General features: G+C 64.2%; 24 protein-coding genes. 9 read left to right on the top strand and 15 right to left on the bottom strand.

The window, feature by feature from the left end; translation table 11 throughout:
- Positions 1 to 10 precede the first annotated feature (10 nt).
- The 6 genes from rsmA to lptF form a co-directional block, all read right to left on the bottom strand.
- Positions 11 to 868 (bottom strand): 16S rRNA (adenine(1518)-N(6)/adenine(1519)-N(6))-dimethyltransferase RsmA, encoded by an 858-nt coding sequence (rsmA, locus tag ACVIIW_RS25430; protein ID WP_456703248.1) that lies wholly within the window; start codon positions 866 to 868, stop codon positions 11 to 13.
- Positions 868 to 1,890 carry a 4-hydroxythreonine-4-phosphate dehydrogenase PdxA gene (gene pdxA, locus ACVIIW_RS25435; protein WP_456703249.1) on the bottom strand — a complete coding sequence of 341 codons (1,023 nt, stop codon included), beginning with the start codon at positions 1,888 to 1,890 and terminating at the stop codon, positions 868 to 870. Before pdxA ends, rsmA begins: the two co-directional genes overlap by 1 nt.
- Positions 1,890 to 2,822, bottom strand: a complete 933-nt coding sequence (locus ACVIIW_RS25440; protein ID WP_456703250.1) for a SurA N-terminal domain-containing protein — start codon at positions 2,820 to 2,822, stop codon at positions 1,890 to 1,892. Before ACVIIW_RS25440 ends, pdxA begins: the two co-directional genes overlap by 1 nt.
- Positions 2,823 to 2,888: 66 nt before the next feature.
- Entirely contained in the window at positions 2,889 to 5,381 is a 2,493-nt protein-coding gene (locus tag ACVIIW_RS25445) for an LPS-assembly protein LptD (RefSeq protein WP_456703251.1), read from the bottom strand.
- On the bottom strand, positions 5,381 to 6,478 hold the full coding sequence (lptG, locus tag ACVIIW_RS25450; RefSeq protein ID WP_092234589.1) for an LPS export ABC transporter permease LptG: 1,098 nt from the start codon (positions 6,476 to 6,478) through the stop codon (positions 5,381 to 5,383). Before lptG ends, ACVIIW_RS25445 begins: the two co-directional genes overlap by 1 nt.
- The gene (lptF, locus tag ACVIIW_RS25455) at positions 6,475 to 7,644 is read right to left on the bottom strand and encodes an LPS export ABC transporter permease LptF (RefSeq protein WP_456703252.1); all 1,170 of its coding nucleotides are present in this window, start codon (positions 7,642 to 7,644) and stop codon (positions 6,475 to 6,477) included. The genes lptG and lptF overlap by 4 nt, the downstream gene beginning before the upstream one ends.
- 337 nt (positions 7,645 to 7,981) lie before the next feature.
- Between lptF and ACVIIW_RS25460 the strand changes: the two genes are divergently transcribed.
- The 4 genes from ACVIIW_RS25460 (at position 7,982) to ACVIIW_RS25475 (ending at position 11,094) form a co-directional block, all read left to right on the top strand.
- Positions 7,982 to 9,481 carry a leucyl aminopeptidase gene (locus ACVIIW_RS25460; RefSeq protein ID WP_456703253.1) on the top strand — a complete coding sequence of 500 codons (1,500 nt, stop codon included), beginning with the start codon at positions 7,982 to 7,984 and terminating at the stop codon, positions 9,479 to 9,481.
- A gap of 6 nt (positions 9,482 to 9,487) precedes the next feature.
- Entirely contained in the window at positions 9,488 to 9,940 is a 453-nt protein-coding gene (locus tag ACVIIW_RS25465) for a DNA polymerase III subunit chi (RefSeq protein ID WP_456703254.1), read from the top strand.
- Between the two features lie 166 nt (positions 9,941 to 10,106).
- Positions 10,107 to 10,601, top strand: coding sequence for a hypothetical protein (locus tag ACVIIW_RS25470; RefSeq protein ID WP_456705262.1), 495 nt, complete (start codon positions 10,107 to 10,109; stop codon positions 10,599 to 10,601).
- Positions 10,602 to 10,644: 43 nt separating this feature from the next.
- The gene (locus ACVIIW_RS25475; protein WP_456703255.1) at positions 10,645 to 11,094 is read left to right on the top strand and encodes a GNAT family N-acetyltransferase; all 450 of its coding nucleotides are present in this window, start codon (positions 10,645 to 10,647) and stop codon (positions 11,092 to 11,094) included.
- 75 nt (positions 11,095 to 11,169) lie between these two features.
- Here the strand turns inward: ACVIIW_RS25475 and ACVIIW_RS25480 are convergent, their stop codons facing one another.
- The 4 genes from ACVIIW_RS25480 to ACVIIW_RS25495 all read right to left on the bottom strand — a co-directional run bounded on the left by ACVIIW_RS25480 (position 11,170) and on the right by ACVIIW_RS25495 (position 14,124).
- Positions 11,170 to 11,436 (bottom strand): hypothetical protein, encoded by a 267-nt coding sequence (locus ACVIIW_RS25480; protein WP_456703256.1) that lies wholly within the window; start codon positions 11,434 to 11,436, stop codon positions 11,170 to 11,172.
- Positions 11,437 to 11,555: 119 nt separating this feature from the next.
- Entirely contained in the window at positions 11,556 to 13,418 is a 1,863-nt protein-coding gene (locus ACVIIW_RS25485) for an ABC-F family ATP-binding cassette domain-containing protein (RefSeq protein ID WP_456703257.1), read from the bottom strand.
- 55 nt (positions 13,419 to 13,473) lie between these two features.
- A complete protein-coding gene (locus tag ACVIIW_RS25490; protein WP_456703258.1) occupies positions 13,474 to 13,647 on the bottom strand; it encodes a hypothetical protein in 174 nt (57 codons plus the stop codon).
- 222 nt (positions 13,648 to 13,869) lie between these two features.
- Complete coding sequence (locus ACVIIW_RS25495; RefSeq protein WP_456703259.1) at positions 13,870 to 14,124, bottom strand: sulfur globule protein precursor; 255 nt, start codon at positions 14,122 to 14,124, stop codon at positions 13,870 to 13,872.
- 311 nt (positions 14,125 to 14,435) lie between these two features.
- Here ACVIIW_RS25495 and ndk point away from each other — a divergent pair, with 311 nt between their 5' ends.
- From ndk to ACVIIW_RS25510, 3 genes are all read left to right on the top strand, one after another.
- Positions 14,436 to 14,858, top strand: a complete 423-nt coding sequence (gene ndk, locus ACVIIW_RS25500; protein WP_092234736.1) for a nucleoside-diphosphate kinase — start codon at positions 14,436 to 14,438, stop codon at positions 14,856 to 14,858.
- Between the two features lie 53 nt (positions 14,859 to 14,911).
- Entirely contained in the window at positions 14,912 to 15,748 is an 837-nt protein-coding gene (locus ACVIIW_RS25505; protein ID WP_456703260.1) for a TerC family protein, read from the top strand.
- A 195-nt stretch (positions 15,749 to 15,943) separates the two neighbouring features.
- Positions 15,944 to 16,717, top strand: coding sequence for a TerC family protein (locus tag ACVIIW_RS25510; RefSeq protein WP_456705263.1), 774 nt, complete (start codon positions 15,944 to 15,946; stop codon positions 16,715 to 16,717).
- An 87-nt stretch (positions 16,718 to 16,804) separates the two neighbouring features.
- On the opposite strand, the gene ppx is transcribed toward ACVIIW_RS25510, so the two are convergent.
- From ppx to ACVIIW_RS25530, 4 genes are all read right to left on the bottom strand, one after another.
- Entirely contained in the window at positions 16,805 to 18,307 is a 1,503-nt protein-coding gene (ppx, locus tag ACVIIW_RS25515) for an exopolyphosphatase (RefSeq protein ID WP_456703261.1), read from the bottom strand.
- 15 nt (positions 18,308 to 18,322) lie between these two features.
- Positions 18,323 to 20,512: an RNA degradosome polyphosphate kinase gene (locus ACVIIW_RS25520; RefSeq protein ID WP_456705264.1), complete on the bottom strand. Its 2,190-nt coding sequence runs from the start codon at positions 20,510 to 20,512 to the stop codon at positions 18,323 to 18,325.
- A 188-nt stretch (positions 20,513 to 20,700) separates the two neighbouring features.
- Entirely contained in the window at positions 20,701 to 21,378 is a 678-nt protein-coding gene (locus ACVIIW_RS25525; protein ID WP_456703262.1) for a chromosomal replication initiator DnaA, read from the bottom strand.
- A 92-nt stretch (positions 21,379 to 21,470) separates the two neighbouring features.
- Entirely contained in the window at positions 21,471 to 22,013 is a 543-nt protein-coding gene (locus ACVIIW_RS25530) for a CDP-alcohol phosphatidyltransferase family protein (protein WP_456703263.1), read from the bottom strand.
- A gap of 154 nt (positions 22,014 to 22,167) precedes the next feature.
- Between ACVIIW_RS25530 and purM the strand changes: the two genes are divergently transcribed.
- Positions 22,168 to 23,241, top strand: a complete 1,074-nt coding sequence (purM, locus tag ACVIIW_RS25535; RefSeq protein ID WP_456703264.1) for a phosphoribosylformylglycinamidine cyclo-ligase — start codon at positions 22,168 to 22,170, stop codon at positions 23,239 to 23,241.
- The gene (purN, locus tag ACVIIW_RS25540; protein ID WP_456703265.1) at positions 23,241 to 23,894 is read left to right on the top strand and encodes a phosphoribosylglycinamide formyltransferase; all 654 of its coding nucleotides are present in this window, start codon (positions 23,241 to 23,243) and stop codon (positions 23,892 to 23,894) included. Before purM ends, purN begins: the two co-directional genes overlap by 1 nt.
- A 90-nt stretch (positions 23,895 to 23,984) precedes the next feature.
- Here the strand turns inward: purN and ACVIIW_RS25545 are convergent, their stop codons facing one another.
- Entirely contained in the window at positions 23,985 to 24,191 is a 207-nt protein-coding gene (locus ACVIIW_RS25545) for a cold-shock protein (RefSeq protein ID WP_008129967.1), read from the bottom strand.
- Positions 24,192 to 24,299: the final 108 nt, after the last annotated feature.

Here is a 24,299-nt window from a genome sequence, read left to right on the forward strand (position 1 = left end):
GGAATATGGATTATTGCGCTTCGCCGCGTATATCCGCCAATTCACGCGCCATGGCAACAAAGCCCGAGATCGGAACAGTCTCGGCGCGCCGCGTCGCATCGACGCCGGCGGCCTGCGCAAGTCGCGCCGGGTCGACACCTAACGATTTCAGGCTCTGGCGCAGCATCTTGCGGCGCTGTCCGAAGGCTGCGGCCGCGACCTGTTCGAGCAGCTTGCGATCGCAGGGCAATGGCTCCGCGCGCGGCTTGAGGCGAACGACGGACGAGGTGACTTTCGGCGGCGGCACGAAAGCGGATGGCGAAATGTCGAACAGGATCCTTGTCTCTGCGCGCCAGTTGGCGAGTACACCGAGCCTCCCATAGGCGTCCGCGTCCTCGCGCGCGACGATGCGCTCTGCGACCTCGCGCTGAAACATCAGCACCATCATGTCGTACCAGGGCGGCCAAGGCTCGATGGTGAGCCAGTTGATCAGGAGCTGGGTCGCGATGTTGTAGGGCAGATTGGCGACGATCTTGGCGCGATCTCCGCCGAGCAGCGGCCGCGGATCGAAGGTCATGGCGTCGCCATGCACGATCTCGAGCCTGTCAGGATAGCGCGCGGAAATATCCTCGAGTGCCGGGATCGCGCGTTCGTCATGCTCGATCGCAATCACGCGTCTGGCGCCGAGCGCAAGCAGCGCGCGCGTCAGGCCGCCGGGACCGGGGCCGATCTCGATGATGGTGGAATCTTCGAGAGGCGCGGCTGCGCGCGCGATGCGCGCGGTGAGATTGAGGTCGAGCAGAAAATTCTGGCCCAACGATTTGCGGGCCGACAGCGCATGCTGGCGAATGACCTCGCGAAGCGGAGGGAGGTCGTCGATCGCGCTCATCAGCTGTTTGCGGCCGCCATGCGGCTTGCAAGCTTGAGTGCCGCAATCAGGCTCGCCGGATTGGCTTTGCCGGTACCGGCGATGTCGAAGGCGGTGCCGTGATCGGGCGAGGTGCGGATGAAGGGCAGGCCGAGCGTGACGTTGACGGCGTCGTCGAACGCCACGGTCTTGATCGGGATCAGCGCTTGGTCGTGATACATGCAGACCGCGCAGTCATAGCTGTTGCGCGCGGCCTCGTGAAACATGGTGTCCGCGGGCAGCGGGCCCCTCGCGTCTATGCCGTCATTGCGCAGCACTTCAAGCGCGGGCGCGATCACGGTCTGCTCCTCGCGGCCGAGCGAGCCGTCCTCGCCGGCATGCGGATTGAGGCCAGATATCGCGATGCGCGGCCGCGCAATGCCGAAGCGGAATGTGAGCTCGGTCGCGACGATGCGCACGGTCGAGACGATGAGGTCGCTCGTGAGCTGGGCGAGAGCGTCGCGTAGCGAGACGTGGATCGTCACCGGCACCACGGCAAGACGCGGCGACCACAGCATCATCACCGGCTGCGGCTCGCGGCCATCGGTGCTGGCGAGCTCGGCCAGAAATTCGGTGTGACCGGGATGCCGGAAACCGGCGCGGTACAGCACGCTCTTGGCGATCGGGTTGGTGACGACGGCGCTGGCGCGCCCCTCGCGTACGTCGCTGACCGCCCGGCGAATCGAGGCGAGCGCGGCCGGAGCGCTCGATGCGTCAGGCTTGCCTGGTACGGCGCTCGCACGCTCGCCGGTCGCAACCACGGGCAGCGCGTCGGCGAAGGCGGAGACGGCTTCTTCAGGACTCACCGCGGCGATCGCGATGTCGGCGCCGACGGTCAATCCCAGTGTCTTGGCGCGGTGCGCGATCAGCGCCTCGTCGCCGAGCAGGTAGAAAGCGGGAAGGCTGAGCTCGCGGCGCCTGAGCCAGGCTGCGATCGTGATGTCCGGGCCGATGCCGGCGGGCTCTCCGAGCGTCAGCGCGAGGGGCTTTGCGGGAGCGCCCATCAGCGGTTGCGATACTCGATCATCGCAGCTTTGCGGAGCTCGTCGAGATAGGCCTTCTGCGTCTTCTCGTACTTCTCCGTATACATCTTCTGTTGAATTTCGCGCTTCTTCGGCGTGTCGATCGTGGTCGGCTTGCGCGAGCACAGCGCCACCATCTCGATGCCTGACTTGGTCACCTCGGGCGCGGTCATATGGCCGATCGGGGTATCGTCGAGCACCTTGCGCAGCGCCTCGGGCAGATCCGCGGTCGTCTTGGTCACGGTCTCGCGGATGGTAGCGTTCGGCGTCGAGCGGAACAGCGAATTGGCTTCCTCACAGCTTCCGACGCGCGCCCGATATTGCTCGGCTTCCTTCATCCGCGTCTCCTGGAAAGCCGCAGACGAGCCGCGCGGCACGATCAGCACGACCGGCTGCATCTTGTATTCGGTGCCCTCGACCTGGAGCTTCTCGTCACCGCTTTCCCGCACCTTGTCGGCGACGTCCTTTTCGCCGACCATCAGCTTCTCCTTGAACCGGCCGCGCACGAGGCTGGTCCAGACCATCTCCGACTTCATGCGGTTCTTGAGGGTGTCGGGACGCACGCCCTTGACCTCGAGCGACTTGGAAAGCTGATCGGGCGTGATGCGCATGCGCTGCGCCATGCCCTCGAAGGACTGGTTGACGTCGGCGGCGGTGGGATCGACGCCGTATTTCTTGCCTTCCTTGATTTTGAGCTTGTCGTCGATCAGCGTGTTAATGACGTCTTGCCGGCTCGGTGTCTTCTGCGTCGTCAGCTGGTCGAGCTTGGAGCGCTGCTCGATGTCGAAATCGGTGATGGGATCACCGTTGACCATGACCACGATGTTCTGCGCCCGTGCCGGCGCGCCGGTTAAAACCAGTACGGAGGCCAGCACGAGAAGGGGAAGGCGGAAGACAGGCAATCGGATTGTCATGGTTGTCGCTCGCATATCAGCCCGGATGATCCTGCGATTGGGAACAGGCCGGCACATTCAGACCGATCACTGGAGGCCGCCGCCGGGACTGCTGGTGGTCGACGAGGTCGCGATCGTGCGCAGGCCGATCTGGAACATGAACGCGTGGTTCAGCACGGGGGGTGCCGAGCCCGCAGAATAGCTGTACGACGTTACATAGTTGACGCCGAGCACAAAGCAATCGTCGACGTAGCCCGCGCCGAGCACATATTGGTTGATCTTGTTGGCCTCGAGGTCCCAGCGCGCGGAGCCGGTCACCACCCAGTTGGTCGCGACCTTGATCGAGCCCGTCGTCAGGATGCCCTCGCGTCGGGTCAGGTAGCCGAGCTCGGGCTGCGGCGCGTAATTGCCGTACATCATGCTGACCGACCAACGATTGAAGTTGGCGCGGCCTTCCGCCTCGAAGCGCTGGATGTTCCAGGTCTGCTCGTCCATGCGGGAGCGGACACTGAATGTGTAGGTGCTGTTGGGAGAGTAAGCGGCGCTCGCGACATAGTCGGAGCGCGGCTTGTCGAGGCCGGAATCCAGGCCCGTGTTGATGGTGTCCTGGACCGCGTAGGAGTTCAAGCCGAACAGCTGGTAGGACTGGCCGAACAGCACCTTGACCGCGCCGCCTTTGTCGAACTGCGTGGTCGCCTGCACGCCGACATTGGCGCGGCCACCGCCCTCGACGCGGTCATAGCCGGAGAACTTGTCGACATTGAACAGGTTCGAGGTGTCGAACACCATGCTCTGCGCATCCTCGTTCGGAAGCTTGCCGGCATAGGTCTCGTTCGGGCGGATGATGACCTGCGCGATCGGCTCGATCGTGGTCGAGCCCCAGGGTTGGACATTAATGAAGGGATAGCGGTACTCGAGGCCGACGGTCGGCATCAGGCGGAACGCCTGGGTGTCGCCGACGGGGAGGTAGTTCGACACGCCCGGCTGGTTGGAAATGTCAGCGTTGATCGCGTCGGCGCGCAGGATCGCGAACGGTGTCCAGATCTCGCCGAACGGATCGGTGTAGGACTTGCGCCACTGCGCCTCCGCGGTCAGGCGGGTGTAGGTGCCGGGGACACCGCGCAGAAGACATCCATTCGGCATGCTGCGTGCAGCGGGGTCGGCCGATGCGATCGCGCAGAGGCCTGAGGTGTTGGCCGTCGTCGTGATCGGATCGAACGCCGCGTCGTTACGCGTCAAGTTGACGAAGTTCGTCTTGTAGCTGAACTCGCCGCCGAAGACCGGATAGTTCAGCACGTTCGAGTAGTCGATGACGGGATAGACGACGGGGACCTGCTGCTGGTTGCCCGAGTAGCTCAGCCAGTACATCGTGCGCGCGTCGAAGAAGCTGCGATTGCCGACGCCGGTCAGGTAGAGCTGCGACAGCGCATCGGTCGGCAGATACAGGAACGAGCCCAGCGGATCGCGGTACTGCGACAACCGATAGTCCGAGAAGAAGTAGTAGTCGGACATCAGGACGCCGTCCCAACCCCAGACCCATTTGTCGTTCAGCGCAAACTGACCCTTGGTGTCGACGGCGCCGCGGAACTGACGGTCGCCGGGTTGACCGGCGAGCGCGCCTGGGTCGAGCTGGTCGATGCCGTAGACGCGAACCTGGTAGGCGCCGTCCATCAGGCGCTGGCGGAACTCGGCCTGGAACAGCACGCCTTGCCGGGACGTGATGCGCGGGTTGAAGGTTGCGTCCATGTCGGGCGCGATCGCCCAATAGAACGGGACTTCGACGCCATAGCCGAACGGCGTGTTCGAGGTGAAGCCCGGCATCAGGAAGCCGGTCTTGCGCTTCACCGTCGGGTCGGGTGTCGAGAAATAGGGCATGTAGGCGAGCGGCACGCCGTAGAATTCCAGCTGCGCCGTCTCGAAATACAGCATCTTCTCCTGCTGGTCGTGGATGATGCGGGCACCCTTGACCTGCCAGAGCGGCGGCTTCTTCGGATCGTCCTTGCAGGGCGCGCAGGCCGTGTAGACGCCGTTCTCGAACACCGTGTAATTGCCGGAGGAGCGGTCGGCGCGGGTCGCGGCCATGCGGGTCTGGTCGGCGGTGTCCACGCGCAGCGAATCGACGAACCCGTCGCGGTAATCGTCAGAGAGATCCATGATCTCGGCATAGGTGATCTTGCCGTCGGCATCCGTCATGCGGATGTTGCCCTCGGCATGCAGCCGCTTGGTCTTCTGGTCGTAGATGACCCGGTCAGCCTCGACGCTGGTGCCGTTGTAGAACAGCTGAACGTTGCCGACCGCGGAGACACGCGAATTGTTATAGTCGTAGTCGACCTCAGTCGCCTGCACGAGCATTTGCCCGTCATTTGCGGCCTTCGGCGGCTTCGGACGTGGCGGCAGCGGATTGTAGGTGAAGCTCTGGGCGCTCGCAGGCGCCACGGCGGCAACATCCATCAGCGCGCCGAGCGATGTCACGGCGGCGACGGCCATCAGCAGCCCGCGAATGGACCAGCAGACCCCGTTCGCGCGCACTGCGGTGCGCCGCGTCAAACGAGACGCAGGTCCTCGATGGACGGCAGTCACTAACCGTCCTCCTGGTACAGCAAGGCCAAAAAGCCGGTGAGGCCGCCCACCACTACGGGCAACCACGCCGCAGCGATCGGATGCATCAACTCAGCCTTGCTCAAGTCTTCAGTCACTTTCGACAAAACGTAGAGCAGAAAGCCTGCGCCCACGCCACTCAAAACCATCTTCTGTACGCCACCCATCCGGAAGAAGCGCAACGACACGGAGGCCGCGAGCATCACCATGGCGGCGAGCAAGAACGGCTGTGCCAGTAGCTTGTGATACTGGAGTCGATATCCGGCTGTCGCGAACCCTGAGCTCTCGGATGAACTGATGTAGCTCGGTAGTTGCCAAAAGGACACAGTTTCGGGTGTGGAAAAGCTGTTGCGGACCTGCGCCTCGGTCAACGTCGTCGGAATCTCCAGGCTGGCCTGGTCGACCGGCGGGGACCCCAGCGAAAAACGGCGCACGCCCTTGAACAGCCAGTGACCGGTCTCCAGCGTCGCCTCGCGTGCCTCGATCCGTTCCTTGAAGTGCTGCTCTGTGTCAAACCGGAACAGCGTGAGCCCAGTCAGGCGGACGCCCTGTTGCTCGCTGCGCGCCGCATTGATGATGGTCTGGCCGTCACTGGTCACCTGGTTGAGCCAGAAGCCGGAGGCGTCCTGGATCCCGCCGCCGGGCGCCGAGCCGAACAGCTCGGCTTCCATGCGCTTGGAGATCTCACGCAGATTCGCCGAGGTCGGATTGTAGGCGACGGTGGCGAGCACGCCGATCACGAGCGCGCTGCCGAGCGCGGGCGCGATAATCTGCCAGGCTGAGATGCCGGCGGCGCGCGCGACCACGAGCTCGAGCCGGCGGGACAGGTCGAGATAGCAGATCATGGCGCCGATCAGCATGCAGAACGGCGTCAGCTTCTCGAGGAGCTGCGGCACCCGGAACAGCGAGGTCTCGGCCACCATGATCGCGGAGGCAGAGGCGAGCCCCGAGGTCTTGCGCACCATCTCGATGTAGTCGACCAGCACCAGCAGCAGGAAAATGCTCGCGAACACGCCGAGCGCTGCAACCACGAAGCGGCCGGCGAAATAGCGCCCGAGTGTATTGGTGAGCATGCTCATGCGGTGGCCGGCCGTCCGAACAGCCGCGCGATGCGCGCGTTCGACCTGTTGATGGCTTCCATGAGCCCGGGGGGCGGCTCGACCACGATGCCGCCGATGATCATCCACATGCCGGTGCCGATCGCGCCGAAAACCATCGCATATTGGGCCGCCACCGGAACCGGCGATTTCACGGCCATCACCGAGCAGGCGAAGCCGGCCATGCGCAGGCCGAACACGGCCAGGATCGAGGAGCCGATCGAGAAGTTGCGGCTCTGACGCGTGGTGCGCGGCGCGCCGAGAAAGGCGAAGGTCAGCGCCGCAAACGCGAACGGGTAGATCGGGGCCAGCAGGCTGTCATGCAGGGCCGAACGGAACTGCCCGGGTATCTGCTGGTAGACCGGATCGTCTTCGGACGGCGAGAACAGCTCCCAGAGATATCGCTCGCGAATGCCGAGGGCGACGTCATGGCCCTGGTTGCCGAACTTCGACATGTCGAATCCGTAGCGGCCGAAGGCCACCAGCGCGGGGTCGCGCTTGCCGAGTTCGAAACGCTGGAGATTGCCGTCCTTCAGCACCAGGAACGACCCGGTTTCGTTCTTCACGACCTCGCCGTGCTCGGCGACGATCGAGACGCGCTCATTCGGATCGCGGCGATCGTCGATGAAGATGCCGGCGAGGATGCCGCCGGGCAGCCGCTCACGAATCCGGATCGTGAGGTTCTTGTCGAGCTGGGCGAAGCGTCCCGGCTGCAGGACGTTGGTGAGCACATCGGCGGTGATCTCCGCGTCCCATTGCTTGATCCGCCGCATCCCGTCGGGAGCGAGGTAGGCCGCGATGAAGGCGACCAGCAGCGCCACGACGCAGGTGGCACAGAAGAAGGGATAGAACAGCCGGAACGGCGACAGGCCGGCGGCATTCATCACGATGATTTCGGAGTCGGTCCCGAGCTTGTTCAGCGTGTGCGAGATCGCGATCATCAGCGCGATCGGCGAGATGATCAGCACGAGCGCCGGAATCACCAGACTGGTGATGCCAAGGAAGGTCAAGATGGTCTGACCCTGGCTCGTCATCAGGTCGATGCCGCGCAATGCCTGCGTAATCCAGATCACGCCGGTGAGGCTGACCAAGACGAGCGCAAACGACGCCAGCGTCGTGCGGAAAATATACCTGTCGATCGACCCCATGCGCTACCGCACGATTCCCACCAAAGCCCCAACGTGCACCGGAATTCCGGCTGTCCGACCAATCCCTGACAGGGATCCCCAAGGTCGGCCAACCGCCTCTTCCGGCCGCTCACTCTCTCACTACCATCCCTTTGATCCGTCAACAAAATGGCTGACCCGTGGCACCGTCAATATATGGTTAATATTTCCCTCGATGTGGATTCCGGGCCACGCGCGGTGCTTGGCATCGACCCGGCTTCTCGCCCATAGTGGGAAAACCACCAGTGAATCGCCGTTCAGGTTCCGCCTTTGGCCAGCCCGTGATCGGCAAAAGCTGCATGATTCTGAGGAGTTACCCATGTCCGATGCCGTCAAGGTCGGCTTTGTCCCGTTGGCTTCCGCCGCCCGTGGCATCCTGGTCGTGTTCTGCGACGATGCTCTGAAGGTCGGGCCGGCGACGGCCAAGGCGCTTGGCGGCGCGAACGAACTCATGAAGAGGGCGGCGTCGGCCGCATCTTTCAAAGGCAAAAGCGGCGTCGCGCTGGACATTCTCGCCCCCGAAGGCCTGAAGGCCGAGCGCCTGATCGTGATCGGGACCGGGAATCCTTCAGCCCTCAAGAACAACGATTTCCTCAAATTCGGCGGCATGGCGGCCAGCAAGCTGAAGGCGGGCTCCGCGACCATGACCATCATCGCCGAGCTTCCCGACGGCGCCATGACTGGCGAGCAGGCGGTCGCGATTGCCTCGGGCCTTCGCTTGCGCGCCTACAAGTTCGACCGCTACAAGACCAGGAAGAAGGACGGCGAGGAGAGCGCTTTGCGCGCCGAAGTCTCGCTCGCGGTGGGCGATGCGGCTGCGGCCAAGAAGGCCTTTGCGTCAGCCGGTGCGGTCGTCGACGGCGTCATCATCGCGCGCGATCTCGTCAACGAGCCGCCGAACGTGCTCTTCCCCGAGGAATTCGCGCGCCGCGCCAGTCTGCTGCGAAAGCTCGGCGTTAGAATCGAGGTGCTCGACGTCAAGGCGATGCAGAAGCTCGGCATGGGCGCGCTGCTCGGCGTCGGCCAGGGCTCTGCGCGGCCGAGCCGCACCGTGATCATGCGCTGGGACGGCGGCAAGAAAGGCGAGGCGCCTGTCGCCTTCGTCGGCAAGGGCGTCTGCTTCGACACGGGCGGCATCTCGATCAAGCCGGCCGGCAGCATGGAGGACATGAAGGGCGACATGGGCGGTGCGGCCTGTGTCGTCGGCCTGTTGCACGCACTCGCGGCGCGCAAGGCCAAGGTCAATGTGGTAGGCGCCATCGGCCTCGTCGAGAACATGCCCGATGGCAACGCGCAGCGGCCCGGCGACATCGTCACCTCGATGTCAGGCCAGACCATCGAGATCATCAACACTGACGCGGAAGGCCGCCTCGTGCTCGCCGACGTGCTCTGGTACGTGGCCAAGAAGACCAAGCCGAAATTCATCGTGGATCTGGCGACGCTGACCGGTGCGATCGTGGTCGCGCTCGGCACCGATCACGCCGGCATGTTCTCCAACAATGACGAGCTTGCCGAGCGGCTGCACGCGGCCGGGATCGAGAGCGGGGAGAAGGTCTGGCGTCTGCCGCTGGGCCCCGAATACGACAAGCTGATCGATTCCCAGTTCGCGGACATGAAGAACACCGGTGGCCGCCACGGCGGCTCGATCACTGCGGCGCAATTCCTGCAGCGTTTCGTCGACGGCACGCCCTGGGCGCATCTCGACATCGCCGGCACCGCGATGGGCGCTCCCAAGACCGACATCAACCAGAGCTGGGGGTCCGGCTACGGCGTCCGGCTGCTCGATCGTCTGGTGGCGGATCACTACGAGCGCAAATGACGCGAGATGACCGAAGTTTTATTCTACCATCTGCAAAACATGACGGTTGAGAACGTGTTGCCGCCGCTTCTCGAGAAATCGCTCGAGCGCGGCTGGCGCGTCGTGGTGCAGTCGACGTCACCGGAGCGCGCCGATGCGCTCGACGCTCATCTGTGGACCTATCGCGACGATTCCTTTTTGCCGCACGCGACATGGCGCGTGAACGATGTGGCCGACCAGCCGATCGTGCTGGCGGTCGAGGCGGACAATCCGAACGGCGCCAATGTTCGTTTCCTGGTCGACAACGCCGCGTTGCCCGAGGACACGGACCGCTACGAGCGCATGGTGCTGCTGTTCAACGGCGATGATTCGGACGCGCTTGCGGCCGCCCGCAGCACCTGGACGGATTGCAAGACGCGGGGATTTGAGGTCACCTATTGGCAGGCCGACGAACGGGGCCGGTGGCAGCGGCGGAATTAGCGGCCGCTCGCAATTAATGATAATTTGGACTTTCTCGGGCAGATTGGGTTCGGCCACCTTCGTGCCGCAAAGTGATGTTGGTACAATTGCTTAGGGCTGCTCCTTCATGCGGGGACTTTAGTTTATCGTGCGACATCAAAAGCTTCCAAAGTCGCTCATCGTTGCGTTGACCGCTGTCGCGCCGCTGATCGCGGGCTGCTCGGGCGGAACCGATTTTCTGGCGTCTGCCAAAGACGCGGAGTGGTTCAACAAGCCGAGCCGCCTGTTCATCAAGAACATCTCGATCGAGTCGCCGCCGCTGACACCCGACAAGCCGGTGGGGCCTGAGGATCTCGTCAGCGCCGACGGTGCATGCCCGGGCATGGCACCGCCCGGTCCCGCCGATGCCAATGCGTCGACGGCGCCGGCGCCCGCGGGCGGCACGGTCGCGCTCGGCCACACCGAATGCGACGTGGTGCGCGGCATCGGCGCGCCCTCGAACGTCAACCTCTCCAGCGACGCCGCCGGCCGGCGCGTCGCGGTGGTCACCTGGACCACGGGTCCGCGCGCGGGCATCTACACCTTCACCTCGGGGCGCCTCTCCGCGATCGAGGGCACGCCGGAGCCGCCGGTCGTTGCGAAGCCGGTGAAGCCGAAGGCGAAGAAGAAAGCGGCGACGTAAGCGCTGTGCCCTGGTCTCGCAGGCGACATGACGGCGCTTTTGCGTGAATCTGATTTTCCTGCCCACCACGCGATCGGATGCGGATGTCCTGGTCGCCATTCGCATCGGGGCAATGCGCGAGAGCCTGGAGCGCGCTGGACGTTTTGATCCTCACCGCGCGCGGGATCGTTTCTTGACGTCCTTTGATCCGGCGTTCTGTCGCTTCATCGAAGCCTGTGATGTCAGGGTGGGCTTTGTCTCGCTTCGCCCGCAGCAGGATCCCTGGCTCCTGGAGCATTTGTACATCGTGCCCGAGCATCAGGGAAAGGGCATCGGGGCAGCCGTGCTGCGGCAGATATTTGCCGATGCCGACGCGCACCGTGTCTCCATCCGCGTGGGTGCGTTGCGCGGCAGCGAATCGAACCGGTTCTATCAGCGACACGGCTTCCGGCAGGCGGACGAAGCCGAGTGGGACATCTATTATTTGCGCCCACCGGGCGCCCGGCCGGGTTAGCTTTCCAAAACTTCATCCGGTTGCGTGCTGGCCTTGATCCCGCGTCAGGTGGCTTTGCGTCCCTTGCAGGTCTGGTCACGTCGATCCGCGGCGCCTTTCCACGAGATCGGGAACGAAGAACTGCACGAGCGCCGTCACTGCGATACCGAAGGGGTTGGCGTCGTAGGGAAGGGCCATCGCCTCACGGATCGAAAGCTCAACCTGCTTTGCCGATATTTTCTGGCGCGGCCGGCGCAATCTGCACATCATGGCATTTTTGAAATGACTAACGCATGCCATACGCTTTCCCCTCTTGATCTCAGGAAGATATGCAACTATAAGTTGTAAAGCAAAAGTGGTCAAGTCAGTGCTCGATGATCGCTAGGTGGCGAGCGTGATGAGACGGTCGGATTAATCTATCGCCGATGAGTTCGGCTTGGCTCTTGCTGGCGGCGTCACTCCGCCGAGACCGAGGACAGCCTCTAACCCGCCGCCTCGTCGGCCTGCGCGCTCGCCTCGAGCCATTGCTCCTCCGCACGTGCCAGCGCGTCGGCGGCATTGGCGCGCGCCTTTGACAGTTGCGCGGCCTGTTTGGGATCGCGCGTAAAGATGTCGGGCAGGGCGAGCGCGGCGTCGATCTTGGCGATGATATCGCTGACGCGTGCGATCTCGGTCTCCGCTTCCGCGATGCGCTTCCTCAGCGAGCCGCGATTGTCCGGCTTCGCACGCTGCGGCTTCTCGCTCGCCGCGCTGCGCTCCCGGGACGCAGGTTCGGCGTTGCGCGAGGACAGCACCAGGCGGCGATAGTCGTCGAGGTCGCCGTCGAAATTGGTCACGGTGCGGTCGGCGACGATCCAGAGCTGATCGGCGCAGGCCTCGATCAGATAACGGTCGTGCGAAACCATGATGACCGCGCCGGGAAACTCGTTGATCGCTTCGGCCAGCGCGGCGCGGCTGTCGATGTCGAGATGATTGGTCGGCTCGTCCAGGATGATCATGTTGGGGCCGAAGAAGGTCGCCAGTCCCAACAGCAGCCGCGCCTTTTCGCCGCCCGAGAGTTTGCCGGCCTTGGTATCGGCCGCCTTGCCGGAGAAGCCGATCGCGCCGGCGCGGGCGCGCACCTTGGCCTCGGGCGCATCGCCCATCAGCTTGCGGATATGGTCGTAGGCGGAGGCGTCCTCGTTCAGCTCGTCGAGCTGATGCTGGGCGAAATAGGCGATCGACAGCTTGTCCGCGCGCGTCACCTTGCCGGAGAAGGGCGCAAGACGCGCGGCGAGCAGCTTGACGAGTGTCGATTTGCCGTTGCCGTTGGCACCCAACAACGCGATGCGATCGTCGTTGTCGATGCGCAAGGTGATGCGGTTCAGGACCGGCGAGGCCGGATCGTAGCCGACGGATGCGTTGTCGACGGCGATGATCGGCGGCGACAACAATTTTTCAGGCGCGGGAAAGGTGATCTCGCGCACATCCTCGGTCACCAGTGCCCTGATCGGCTTCAGCCGTTCCAGCATTTTGACCCGCGATTGGGCCTGGCGCGCTTTCGAGGCCTTGGCCTTGAAGCGGTCGACGAAGGCCTGCAGATGCGCGCGCTCGGCTTCCTGACGCTTGATCTGCTTGGCATCGAGCAGCTCGCGCGCGGCGCGCTGTTCCTCGAAGGAGGAGTAGGTGCCCTTGTAGAGCGTGAGCCTGCCACGCTCCAGATGCAGGATCTGGTCGACGGAGCTTTCCAGCAGGTCGCGATCGTGGCTGATCACGATCACGGTGCGCGGGTAATGCGCGAGGTGATCCTCGAGCCACAGCGTGCCTTCGAGGTCGAGATAGTTGGTGGGTTCGTCGAGCAGCAGGAGGTCGGGGGCTGCGAACAGGGTCGCCGCCAGCGCGACGCGCATGCGCCAGCCGCCGGAGAATTCGGCGCAGGGGCGCAACTGATCGGCTGCGGAAAAGCCGAGGCCGGAGAGAATGGCGGCGGCGCGGCTTGGGGCGGAATGCGCATCGATGTCGACAAGCCGGGTCTGGATCTCCGCAATCCGGTGCGGGTCGGTCGCGCTTTCGGCTTCATGAAGCAGCGCGGCCCGTTCGAGGTCGGCCTTGAGCACGACCGAAATCAGGCTTTCGGGGCCGTTCGGTGCCTCCTGCGCCAGGCTGCCGACGCGCCAACGTGGCGGCAAGGTCACCGAGCCGTGTTCGGCCGCAAGCTCACCGCGGATCACCTTGAACAGCGTCGACTTGCCGGTGCCGTTGCGCCCGACCATCCCGACGCGCGAGCCCGGCGTGATCTGTACGGAGCTATTGTCGATCAGAAGGCGTCCGGCAAGGCGGATGGAGAGGTCGGTGATGGAGAGCATGCCGCCTTGTCACCGCAGGCGGGACCAAACGCAACCCGTTTTTCCGCGACGCTCCTCAGTGGGAGTCGCGGTCGCGTTGCTTCAGCTCTTTGAGAAGCTGCTCGAGATGGGTCGGGAGTCGGGGTTCGGGACGAAGGCTCTGCTGGAGCCGCTCGCCCACGGCATCGCAAATCGAGCGGCTGGTGCGCCGGTCGATCTGTTCGCTGTCATTGGCAAAAAGGCCAGCCATCGCAAGGTTCCGTGAGTTGAAAGTAACGACACGTTACCAAGTCATTGGCCTCAAAATGGTTTCGCCTGTTGCCGGGACATCAGGCATTCTAGTAAAAATTGCATGAATTCGTCGTGTCTGCTCAAATACAAGGCCCCGACGGGGGAACGCCGGGGCCTCTCTTGGAAGGTACCGCAGGGGGAACGGTACCTCTGAAATGTATTTGGGCAGGTGCTGTCGGGCTCAGTAGCAGCGGTTGATCAGCCGCCACCGGGGTCCCCAGGGGGTCGGGACAAGCCGGCGCACGTAGCAGCCGCCATAACCGTAAGCGACGGGAGCAACGTAAAAGCGCGGACCGCCCCAGCCCCAGCCGTGATGCCAGCCGCCGCCGTGCCAGCCCCAGCCGCCGCCATGCCAGTGAGCGGAGGCGGAGGTAGGCGCCAGCGCGGCACCCAGAGCGACCGCGGCGACTGCAGCGAGCGAAAGTTTCCTCAACATGGTGATCTCCTCAGAACTGCCGGCGCGGGGCTATCGCGTCGATGGAAAGGCCGCCGAAACTGTTTGCCTCGGGGGGAAGGCTTCGGTTTCGATGGACCCGACGTTATGCCAGGGAGGCTGAACCAAACCCTGACAGAGCCTTCAGATTGGGTTCATCTGGGTGAAATCGCTGTAATCCGTGTTGGAGCCCGCGTCCTGACCCTGCCGCGGAGCCGCCGCCAGTCCATCCCGGCACTCGCTTGCCGGATTGCGAAGGCGCCGATATAAGCCCGGCAACTCCGAACCACCTTTTTCTCTTGAAGGACAAGACCATGGCCATCGAACGTACTTTCTCGATCATCAAGCCCGACGCCACCGCGCGTAACCTCACCGGCGCCGTGAATGCCGTGATCGAGAAGGCGGGCCTGCGCATCGTCGCGCAGAAGCGTATCCGCATGACCAAGGAACAGGCCGAGACGTTCTACGCCGTCCACAAGGCCCGTCCGTTCTTCGGCGAACTGGTCGAGTTCATGACCTCGGGCCCGGTCGTGGTCCAGGTCCTGGAAGGCGAGAACGCGATCGCCAGGTACCGCGATGCGATGGGCGCGACCGATCCGTCGAAGGCTGCCGAGGGCACCATCCGCAAGCTCTACGCCAAGTCGATCGGCGAGAATTCGGCCCACGGCTCGGACGCTCCGGAAACCGCCGCGATCGAGATCGCGCAGTTCTTCTCGGGCAACGAGATCGTCGGCTGACCGGCGCGCCTAGCCGGGGGCGGCTAGGCTGAACAAACCGGACGGGGGGCGAGGTGAGCGTACTTCAGGTCTTCGACCCCGACACTGTTGGGGCGTTCATCGGCCAGTTCCAGGCGGACCTGCAACGGCCCTCGTTCTGGTTCGCCGTCGGCAAGATCATCTGGATCAACGTGTTGTTGTCCGGTGACAACGCGCTTGTCATCGCGATGGCGTGCCGCGGCTTGCATGGCCGTCACCGGCTGTGGGGCATGGTGATTGGAGCCGGTATAGCGGTCGTCTTGCTGATCGCCTTTACCGGCATCGTTGCGACCCTGATGTCGCTGCCTTACCTCAAGCTGGTCGGCGGCGTCGCCTTGCTCCTGATTGCCGCAAAGCTTCTGGTGCCGGAAGACGAAAATGACGATGTCCAGGCCGGCACGACGCTGTGGCACGCGATCCGCATCGTCGTGATCGCCGACATCATCATGAGCCTCGACAATGTGATTGCCGTCGCAGCGGCCGCGAACGGCCAATTGTCGTTGCTCATCCTCGGCCTTGCCATTTCGATTCCCATGATCATCGCCGGAGCTGCGCTGATCATGATGATTCTCGATCGTTATCCGGTTCTGATCTGGCTCGGTGCCATGCTGCTTGGCTGGATCGCCGGCGACGTCATGGCGAGCGACCCCATCGACCAGGCGCCGCTGCATAGCCTGCTCGACGGCCACATCAGCATCGAGGGCACGATCGCAGTTCTCGGCGCCTCACGGTTCAACCTGGATGGCGATCTGCTCGACATCGCCGCCTCCGTACTCGGCGCCCTTGCCGTGCTGATCGTGGGAACTGCCTGGCGGCGGCGCAAGCTCGCGGGAATGCACGCGCAGAGCCCATCGCCTCGAACTGCCGAATAGCCGGCGCGGACTGGAAGCGCCGGATCATCCGTCGCTGGTTTCGCCGATTTCGCGACAAAACGTCACTCCAACGACCGCGTTGATTTGCGCTAACCGAGGCGCCGCGCAGCCCGCGCGAACGCCGGAGTGATCTCGTTGACGAATTCGTTCGATCCTGCAATCAGCGGTACCCTGCTTGCCGAGTTCGGAACCGAGATGAGGCACCCGCAATTCTGGGTGAATCTCTCGAAAATCATCTGGATCAACATCCTGTTGTCCGGCGACAACGCGCTCGTGATCGCGCTCGCATGTCGCGGTTTGAAGCCGCGGCAGCGATTGTGGGGCATGATCTTCGGCGCAGGCGCGGCGGTGCTGCTGCGCATCGTGTTCACCGGCATCGTCGCGAGCCTGATGGAGCTGCCATACCTCAAGCTGGTCGGTGGCCTTGCACTCGTCGTGATCGCGGCCAAGCTGCTCGTGCCGGAAAACGAGGACGAGGACGTCGCGTCTGCTGCGCACCTCTGGCAAGCCGTCCAGATCGTCGTGGTCGCCGACATCATCATGAGTCTCGATAACGTCATCGCCGTTGCCGCAGCCGCCAATGGCAGCGTTCCGTTGTTGATCCTTGGCCTCGCGATCAGCGTACCTTTGATCGTCGCCGGCGCGGCGCTGATCATGGCGCTGCTTGCGAAACTGCCGATCCTGGTCTGGGCCGGTGCAGCGCTGCTCGGCTGGATCGCGGGCGAGGTGATCGCGACCGATCCCGGCATCGAGCCGAAGCTGCATTCGGTGTTTGACGGGCGGCTCGGCGCCTTGCTGGGCAGGGCGCTCGGCAACCTGTGGATTCCGCCGCAATTCGCCCATGGTGGCGATGGCGCCGAGTACGTTGTTGCGGCACTCGGTGTCGGCCTCGTGCTGCTGGTCGGTTCGATCTGGCGCCGTCGCAGCCTGAGCGCGGCCGCGGTCGAGCACGCAAAAGCCGCTGAATAAGGCTTAAGGTTTGAGCATGATCTCCGCGCAAACGCGTTCCGCGTTTCTCGGTAGGGAAGACCGCTTCACACTTTTCCGGATCATGCCCTAGCGCCGCACGATGGAGCCCGATCGCCCGATCAAGCGCGCGAGCTGCTTGAAGCGGCTGCCGACGCGGTCGGCGACGAGGTCGCCGAGCCTGTGCTCGAACACCAACATCAGATTGCGTCCCCGGCTCCTGAAATGCGTGGCGGGCAGTACGCCCGGACGCGCCGCCGAGATCAGATGGGCCACACGGAATGCCGCACCTAATATGCGGGCGCGTTCGAGCAGGGCCGGCGTCAGCAGCTCCTGCATGGTCAGCGGCGGCTGGTTCTCTTCGCTGAGTCCGGCGTAACGGTAGAACACCGACAGTCCGACGAAGGCGCGCTCGCGGTGGTCGATCGCGCCGAAATTGGCGTTGACCACGAGGCTGAGCGTCTGCTCGCCGCGATGGTCGGGGTGGACGCGCCAGCCGATATCGGACAGCAGGCAGGCGGTGTGGCGAAGGCGGCGATCCTCCTCGGTCTCGCGCAGCTTCACGACGCGCGCGAGGCGATCGGTCCAGGCCATCAGCTCACGGGCGTGCTTCGCCGAGCGCGACAGCAGCTGGTTCAGCTCCTCGGCCGCGCAGATCAAGCCGTCCTTGTTGCGCTCGGTCTCCGGCAGCTTCTCGTGCAGCAGGCCCTCGCGGACGCCGAAGGTCGAGAACACAATGGTCTTCGGCTGCGCCACGCGGATAATGTGCTCGAGCACGAGCGCTGCGTAGGTGAGGAGAGGGCGCCGCGCATCCGCAACGACCTCGATGTCGGCGAGCATGTCGACGGCGGCGAGGCGTCGCAGCCGACGGGCAAAATCGAGCGCTTCGGGCGCGGGGATCGAATAGCCGTGCATCACCTGGAGCGGATAGCCACTCTGGATGATGTGAATGCGTGCAAGCGCGCGCCAGGTGCCGCCGACGGCGTAGAAAGTGCGGCCGCGGCCGGCGGTGAGCAGAGGTACCTCGTCGATCGCCTCGCGCACGATGCGGTCGGCGCGCTTGAGCGATTTATGCGCGAGGTCCTGGAGTGCGAGGCCACCGAGCGGCAGCGTCACGCCACTGCGCACGCCATTGCCGCGCACGTCGATCAGTTCGAGTGAACCACCGCCGAGATCGCCGACGATGCCGTCGGGGCGATGAATGCCCGACACCACGCCGAGCGCCGACAGCTTTGCTTCGCGCGGTCCCGACAGGATCTCGATCTTCACGGCGCAGATGCGCTCGGCTTTCGCGATGAAGTCGGGGCCGTTGGAGGCGTCGCGGCAGGCCGCGGTCGCAATCGCGAACACGCGGCCGACCTGCATCACGCGGCACAGGGCGCGGAAGCGCTTGAGCGAAGTCAGCGCCTTGTCGACGGCGTCGGGCGCAAGCAGGCCCGTGCTCTGCACCTCGCGCCCGAGGCCGCACAGCGTCTTCTCGTTGAAGATCGGAATCAGGCTCCGCGCCAGCGCCTCGTAGACGACGAGACGAACCGAATTGGAGCCGATGTCGATGACCGCGACGCTGGCGCCACGCTTGCGCGGCCGTTTCAAGGTAAAGTTCTCCGGTCAGGACGGATGGCGTTCGTTGCGGCGCGTGAGACGACGCGGCGAAGATTCCTTGAGCGACTTTCCACGGCCAGACAGACTCGGATTTGTCATGAAGTAGTTGTGCACGTTGAAAGGCTCCTCGCCCTTCGCGGCCTTCATACGCGTTGAGGACCCGTCCGGCAACAATTGCCAGCTCTGCTCATTGTCCTTCAGGTTCGCGACCATGATCTGTTCGAGAACCTGCTGGTGCACCGTGGGATTTTGCAGCGGACACAGCACCTCGACGCGGCGATCGAGGTTGCGCGGCATCATGTCGGCCGACGAGATATACACAGCCGCTTTCGCACTCGGCAGGCCCTGGCCCATGCCGAAGCAGTAGATTCGGCCGTGTTCCAGGAAGCGTCCGATGATCGATTTGACGCGGATGTTTTCCGACAGGCCGGGGATACCGGGTCTGAGGCAGCAGATGCCGCGCACCACAAGCTCGACCTGGACGCCGGCCTGGGAGGCCTCGTAGAGCGCGTCGATGATGTCGGGGTCGACAAGCGCATTCATCTTCATCCAGACCGCGCCGGGCTTGCCGTGACGCGCGTGCTCGGTCTCGCCCTGGATGTGCTCGATGATGCGCTTGCGCAAGGTCAGCGGCGACACCGCCATCTTTTCCAGATCGCTCGGCGCGGCGTAGCCCGTGATGAAGTTAAACACGCGCGCGGCGTCGCGGCCGATGGTCGGCTCCGAGGTGAAGTAGGAGAGATCCGTATAAATGCGTGCGGTGACCGGATGATAATTGCCGGTGCCGGTGTGGACGTAAGTGGTGAGGCTGCCGCCCTCGCGGCGTACCACCATCGAGAGCTTGGCGTGCGTCTTCAGCTCGAGGAAGCCGTAGACGACCTGCACGCCGGCGCGTTCGAGATCGCGCGCCCATCGGATGTTGGCCTCTTCGTCGAAGCGCGCCTTCAGCTCGATCAGCGCGGTGACGGATTTGCCGGCTTCGGCAGCCTCCGCGAGCGTGCGCACGATCGGCGAATTGTTGGAGGTGCGGTAGAGCGTCTGCTTGATCGCGACCACATCAGGATCGCGGGCGGCCTGCTGCAGGAACTGCACCACCACGTCGAACGACTCGTACGGGTGATGGACGATCAGATCCTTCTGCCTGATGGCAGCGAAGATGTCGCCGCCATGCTCGCGCACGCGCTCGGGGTGGCGCGGCACGTAAGGGGTGAATTCGAGGTCGGGCCGGTCGAGACGCGTCAGCTGCGAAAGTTCGTTCATGGCGAGCACGCCGTCGACCAGGAACACCTCGTCGTCGGCCGCCGACAACGCGTGCTGGACGAAGTTGCGCAGCTCCTCCGGCATCTTGGCGTCGATCTCGAGGCGGATCACCGATCCACGGCGGCGGCGCTTCAGCGCGGTCTCGAACAGGCGGACGAGGTCTTCGGCCTCTTCCTCGATTTCGAGCTCGGAGTCGCGGATGATGCGGAAGGCGCCCTGGCCGTGGAGGCTGTAGCCGGGGAACAGACGGTTGATGAACAGTCCGGTGGCCTGCTCCAGCGAGATCAGGCGGACCTTGCCTTCGGCCGGCAGGCGGATGAAGCGGTCGATCTTGCCGGGCATGCGGATCAGCGCGTTCATCTGCTTGCCGTCGGCCTCGCGGGTGAGCTGGAGCGCGATGGTGAAGCCGAGGCTCGGGATGAATGGGAAGGGGTGGGCCGGATCGATCGCCAATGGCGTCAGCAGCGGGAAGACGTTGTTGAGGAAATAGTCCTCGAGCCAGGTCCGCTCGGCCTTGGTGACCTCCTTGCCGTCGACCAGCACGATGCCGACATCGGCCAGCGTGCCGCGCAGGTCGCGCCAGATCGCCTGCTGATCGCTGGCAAGTTGCGAGACCGTGCGGTTGATCAGCGCGAGTTGCTCGGACGGAGTCAGGCCGTCCGGGGCACGCTCGGCAATGCCCTCGCGAACCTGCGCCTTGATACCGGCGACGCGGACCATGAAAAACTCGTCGAGGTTATTCGCCGAAATCGACAGGAATCGCACCCGCTCCAGCATAGGGTGGCTGGGATTGACCGACTCCTCGAGGACGCGGCGGTTGAAATGCAGCCAGGACAGCTCGCGGTTGATGAATCGCTCAGGGCTCGAGGCGATCGCCGGCAGGCGCTCGGCCTCCGTGGCTTTCTCTTTCGTTTCAACAGCTTGCGCGGAATCCATAAGAAGTCGGTCCATCTCGTTCGCCCCACATTGCGACTTGTGCGCAAATCCGGCCGGAGCATGTGTTAGTGCGATGACGTTTCGATGACATTGATGTTCCGCCGCCGCGCCGCGTCAAGCGGGCCCAAGGGGGGCCCAAGCGGAGTCCGAGAGGAGACCAAGAGGAGGCCTAAGACGCGCCCTTGCGGTCAGCCGTCGCGGAGCAGCTCGGCAGCGAGCGCCCGGGTGACGGGCCGGCCCAGCCGCAGCGCCTCGCCGTCGAGCAGCTCCACGGCGCGCCGGGCGGCGGCCGAGGATCGCTCCAGCCGGGTGGCGAGGTAACTGACGACGCTTTCATCCACGCTGAGCTGGCGATCGGCGCAGAATTTGACGATCAGGCCGCGGAACAGCTGGTCGTCCGGCGACCGCAGCGAAATCACCGGAATTGTCCGAAAGCGGGAGCGCAGGTCGCGGAGCTCGACCGCTATCGCCGCCGGCGTCTCGCGCCCGGTGAACAGCACATAAGCGCCATCCTCGCGGGCGAGATTCATCAGATGGAAGAGGGCGCGTTCGTCAAAATCACCGGCTTTCAGATCCTCGACCACCAGCGCGCCGGTCGCGAGCGCTCCGGGGACGGCTGGGGCGCTCAGCGCGCTGGCCGTGGTCGAGCGGGCACCTGATAGCTCGGCCCAGATCGTGGCCAGATGGCTCTTGCCTGCACCTTCGGGACCGGCGAGCCACATGGTCCGGTTTGGCCATTCCGGCCAGCCGTCGATCAGAGCGACGGCGGCGGCGTTAGCGGGACCTTCGAGAAAATTGTCCCGGCTGAGGCTTTCCGCGTGCGGAAGCGAGAACGCCAATTGTCGGGGTTGAACGCGGCCTGCCACGCTTGCTTTGCTCCGTGCCGGCGTGCCGGCGTTGTCTGAAACATTCGACTTATTCGATCGGGAGTTGGCCTTTTGCGGGGCCGCCTGCCGTCTCATTTGGCCTCGATCGTACTCATGTGCCGCAGCCACTCGACGAGATAGAGCGACACCGAAGAGAGCGTGAACAGCGTGACGAAGCCCATCAGGATCACGTCATAGGGCGCCGGTCCGAAGCCGAAGGCAAGCGCAGCCAGTACCAAGGCCGCGTAGGAGACCTGTGCGGCTGTGTTTAGCTTGGATACTTTCGACGGCCGCATCTCGACCGGCTTGTCGAACAGCCAGGATACGATCACGGCCGTGACGATCATGATGTCGCGGGAGACCACCAGGATCACGATCCAGCGCGGGATGTCGCCCCGGATCCCCAGCGACAGGTAGATCGACACCAGCAGCGCCTTGTCGGCGAGGGGATCGAGCAGGGCACCGAGCTCGCTCGCCATGTTGAAGCGCTTGGCCAGGAAACCGTCCACGGCGTCGCTGATCCCCGCGATCAGGAAGACGGCGAACGCCACCTCCATTTGGCTCGACACGATGGCCCAGACGATGATCGGGACCAGCATGATGCGGCCCAGGGTAATGATGTTCGGAATACTCACACGGCGCTTCCCGGCACCCGACCTGTCCTCGAATCGGCCTCTTAGAGGCTGAACCGGTTGATATCTCTACATAGTATAGGGCGGGGCGCCACGCTTGCCATTGCGCGTCCCCGGAATTCGACGTAACCAGCCGCAAACCCACTGGAAATCGGGCATGACCGACCGCAAAAACGGCCTCACTTACGCCGATTCAGGCGTCGATATCGACGCGGGCAATCGCCTCGTCGACCTGATCAAGCCGATGGTGCGTGCCACCGCACGGCCGGGCGCCGATGCCGAGATCGGTGGATTCGGCGGCCTGTTCGACCTCAAGGCGGCCGGCTTCAAGGACCCCGTCCTGGTCGCCGCCACCGACGGCGTCGGCACCAAGGTCAAGATTGCCATCGAAACGGGCTTGCACGGCGGGATCGGCATCGACCTTGTCGCCATGAGCGTCAACGACCTCGTGGTGCAGGGCGCCGAGCCGCTGTTCTTCCTCGACTATTTCGCCTGCGGCAAGCTCGACCCGGAGGCCACGGCTGCGATCGTCGCCGGCGTCGCCGAGGGGTGTCGGGAATCCGGCTGTGCCCTGATCGGCGGCGAGACCGCCGAGATGCCGGGCCTCTACAAGGACGGGGACTACGACCTTGGCGGCTTTGCCGTCGGTGCCGCCGAGCGCGGCACGCTGCTGCCGCGCAGGGACATTGCGGCGGGCGATGCCGTGATCGGTCTGGCCTCGTCGGGTGTCCACTCCAACGGCTTCTCGCTGGTGCGCAAGATCGTGGAACAGTCCGGGCTCGGTTTCGAGGCGCAGGCGCCGTTCGCACCTGTCATGACGCTCGGCGGCGCGCTGCTGACGCCGACGCGGCTCTACGTCAAGTCCTGCCTGCGCGCGATCCGCGAGACCGGTGCGGTGAAGGGCCTCGCCCATATCACCGGCGGCGGCTTCACCGACAACATTCCGCGCGTATTGCCTGGTCATCTCGGTGTCGGCATCGATCTGGCGCGCCTGCCGGTGCTGCCGGTGTTCAAATGGCTGGCGGCACAAGCCGGGATCGCCGAACTCGAAATGCTGCGTACCTTCAACTGCGGCATCGGCATGATCGCGATCGTCGAGCCTGACAAGGTCGACGAGGTGGTGCGGGTCTTCACTGATGCCGGTGAGACCGTGGCGCAGCTCGGCACCGTGATCCCGGCCGAGGGCGAGCACCGCGTCGTCTATAACGGCCATCTCGATATGGCGCTGTGATGAAGCGCCGCGTCGCCATTCTGATCTCCGGCCGCGGTTCCAACATGGCCGCGCTGATCAAGGCCGCGGCTGCTGCGGATTTTCCGGCGGAGATCTCCCTCGTCATCTCGAACAAGGCCAATGCGCTCGGCCTCGAACGGGCCAAGGCGGCCGGCACGAAAACGCTGGTGATCGAGAGCAAGCCGTTCGGCAAGGATCGCGCCGGCTTCGAGGCGGTGCTCCAGGCGGCGCTGGATCAGCACGGCATCGAGCTGATTTGTCTCGGTGGTTTCATGCGCCTGTTCACCGCCGAGTTCACCAAGGCCTGGTATGGGCGGATGCTCAACATCCATCCTTCGCTGTTGCCGTCTTTTCCGGGTCTCGATCCGCACGGCCAGGCCTTGCGCGCCGGCGTCAAATTATCAGGCGCGACGGTGCACTTCGTGATTCCCGAGACCGATGCGGGTCCGATCGTGATGCAGGGCGCGGTCCCCGTCAGCGATCACGACACGGCTGAAACGCTGTCCGAGCGCATTCTGGAAATCGAGCATCGCATCTATCCCGCGGCGCTGAGCCTGCTTGCGACCGGCAAGGTCAAGATCGAGGGCGATGTCTGCAGGACGGCGGGCAGCGCGGCGTCGGAGAATTTCCTGATTGCGCCGGCGGTGCACTGAACCGCGGTGCCCTTTCGTTGGCCAGAAGCAAAATCCCCCGGCAGAGCCGGGGGCAACGTCATGATCTCTCGCGCGTGGCTTTGAGAGAAATCAGGAGACCTTGAGGTTCTCCGCGGACGATTTGCCGCGGTTCTCCACGAGGTCGTATTCAACCACCTGGTTCTCATTCAGGGTCGAGAGTCCGGCACGCTCGACGGCCGAGATGTGGACGAACACGTCCTTGTCGCTGCCGTTCGGCTTGATGAACCCGTAACCCTTGGTCGGGTTGAACCATTTGACGGTGCCCTTTTGTGGCATCGTTAGTCTCCTCCGCTAGATACTAAAAAGACGCGGCCGCTTTTCGCGTGCCACGTCACAAACGGGCTTCCGGAAGTCTGTTCGAGTCTCATCGTCGCGAAACGCACA

The sequence above is a fragment of the Bradyrhizobium sp. USDA 4449 genome (genome assembly GCF_054056275.1).